The sequence below is a fragment of the Xenorhabdus sp. NBAII XenSa04 genome (assembly GCF_963866145.1).
Lineage (GTDB): Bacteria > Pseudomonadota > Gammaproteobacteria > Enterobacterales > Enterobacteriaceae > Xenorhabdus > Xenorhabdus indica.
In genome coordinates this window covers 1-1,979 of the sequence record NZ_CAWMEB010000150.1, presented here as the reverse complement: position 1 = coordinate 1,979, position 1,979 = coordinate 1, and the positions used below count along the sequence as shown (strand labels likewise).

At 51.7% G+C, this 1,979-nt stretch carries 1 protein-coding gene; it reads left to right on the top strand.

The genetic code is table 11. The features are described from left to right. On the top strand, positions 1–1,979 hold a 1,979-nt coding region (locus AAC147_RS06970; protein ID WP_047686097.1), incomplete at both ends, for a non-ribosomal peptide synthetase.

Genomic DNA, 1,979 nt, shown 5'->3' with positions numbered 1-1,979 from the left:
GCTGCTTTGCTGGCATCGCTCAAGCAACTGGGACAACACCATAACACCACCTTATTTATGACCCTCCTGGCAGCCTGGAGTATTGTCCTCTCCCGGTTGAGTGGTCAGGATGATATTGTTATCGGTACACCAGTCGCTAATCGCTCACTTCCTGAACTGGAAGGCTTAATTGGCTTTTTTGTGAATACACTGGCGTTGCGTGTGACACCAGGCAATAGTGCTACCATAGCTGATCTGCTTGCACAGGTTCGTGAACGATCACTGGCGGCCTATGCTCATCAGGATCTGCCCTTCGAGCAAGTAGTAGAAGCGCTGCAACCTGAGCGCAGTCTCAGTTACAGTCCCATTTTTCAGGTAATGCTGGCCTTAAATAATACGCCGCCCCAGAAATTAACTCTCCCTGATTTGCAGATCACACGGCTTGAACACCAACGAAATACAGCTCATTTTGACTTAATGTTATCGTTGACCGAAACCGATACCGGTCTGGTTGGAGATTTGGAATACGCCACCGATCTGTTCGATTCTGCAACCGTTGAACGTATAGCCGGTTATTTACGGCAGGTACTGGCAGCAATGGTCGCCGATGCGACACAACCCATTGCCACTCTGTCAATGTTGCCGGGATCAGAACGGCAACAATTGCTGGTAGACTTCAACGCCACCCAGGCAGATTTTCCACAAGATGCCTTGATTCACCAACTGATTGAAACCCAAGTTGCCCGCACTCCCGGTGCAACGGCTGTAGTATGTGGAGATCAAGCATGTGGAGATCAAGCGCTCAGTTACGAAGAACTGAACAACCGAGCCAACCGTCTGGCCCATTATTTGATTACGTTGGGAGTACAACCTGATGACCGGGTGGCGATTTGTGTTGAGCGTAATCTGGAGATGGTGGTTGGCCTGCTTGCCATCCTGAAAGCCGGTGGTGCTTATGTGCCGCTCGATCCGGCTTATCCTGCTGAGCGGCTGGCTTATATGCTGGCAGATGCGGCACCGGTGGCTCTACTGACCCAGACAACACTGGCCGAAAAACTGAATACTCCAGCTACCACGGTGGTGCTTGATGCCCCGGACATTTCCCTGACGTCACAACCCACCCACAATCCAGAGGCACAAGGGTTAAGGCTGACATCACACCATCTGGCCTATGTGATCTACACATCCGGCTCTACCGGTCGGCCAAAAGGTGTGGCGATCACTCACCGCAATGCAGTGAATTTCCTGACCTGGGCACAGCGGACTTTTTGTTTGGAAGAACTGGCGCATACCCTTTTTGCCACTTCGCTGAATTTTGATCTGGCCGTATATGAATGTTTTGCCCCGCTTATTTCGGGAGGGACAGTTCATCTTGTCCCCAATGTGTTGTCGCTGGTCACAACGGAGCAGCCTGTCAGTTTGATCAACACCGTACCTTCTGCCATTACACAGTTAATTGAAGCGAATGCGGTTCCCATGACCGCCAAAACCATCAATTTAGCCGGTGAAGCACTAAAACCCCATGTCATTGAACATCTGTTTGCCCGCGCTTCTGTGCAGAATGTGTGTAATTTATACGGCCCTTCTGAGACAACGACTTATTCAACCTGGGCACGCATGAACCGGGCAGCCGGTTTTGTCGGCCATATCGGCCGCCCAATCGCCAATACCCAGATTTATATCCTTGACCCATATGGTCAGCCGGTGCCGCTTGGTGTGACGGGGGAAATCCATATTGCCGGTGCGGGTGTTGCCCGTGGTTATCTCAACCGTCCTGAACTGACGGCCGAACGTTTCCTGCCTGATCCCTTCTCCGCATTGCCAAGCGCCCGTATGTACAAAACTGGCGACCTCGGCCGTTGGTTACCTGACGGCAATCTTGAATATCTGGGCCGCAATGATTTTCAGGTTAAATTGCGCGGCTTCCGTATTGAACCGGGAGAAATCGAAACCAGATTGATGCAATGTCACGGGGTACGTGAAGCCGTGGTACTGGCGCG